The sequence below is a fragment of the Arthrobacter sp. 05T442 genome, from assembly GCF_056395945.1.
The window spans coordinates 1-430 of record NZ_JBFTKM010000067.1 but is presented as its reverse complement, the minus strand read 5'-3'; the positions used below and the strand labels follow the sequence as shown (position 1 = coordinate 430).

1 pseudogene is annotated in these 430 nt (G+C 75.6%); it reads left to right on the top strand.

The window, feature by feature from the left end:
- Nucleotides 1–430, top strand: a pseudogene (locus AC1DES_RS19210) (HNH endonuclease signature motif containing protein); the annotation flags it as partial.

Here is a 430-nt window from a genome sequence, read left to right as displayed (position 1 = left end):
TCACGGCCGGGACGGCGGCGGGGATCTGGGAACGGTCCACCGCGGCCGCCCGTGCCCTGCAGGGCCCGGGCGAGGCCAGGACCCTCAGCCAGCTCCGCGCCGACATCACCGCCACCTGGCTCCTCACCAGCGGAATGACTGACCGTACCTGCGCCGGCACCGGCACCGGGGGGATGATGAACTGCGGATCGGCCGGCGGCGCTACCGGCCCGGGTGCGGGGTCGGTTGGGGACGGGTGCGGGGGTGTGCCGTTGCCTCGGGCGCAGGTCCTGGTCACCGTCCCGGTCCTGTCCCTGCTGGGCGCCACCGAGGAACCGGCCGTTCTGGACGGGCACGGGCCGATCCCGCCGTCGATGGCGCGCCGCCTGATCGCCGGCGGCGCCGATTCCTTCTACCGGGTCCTGACCGACCCCCGGGACGGGGCGCCGTT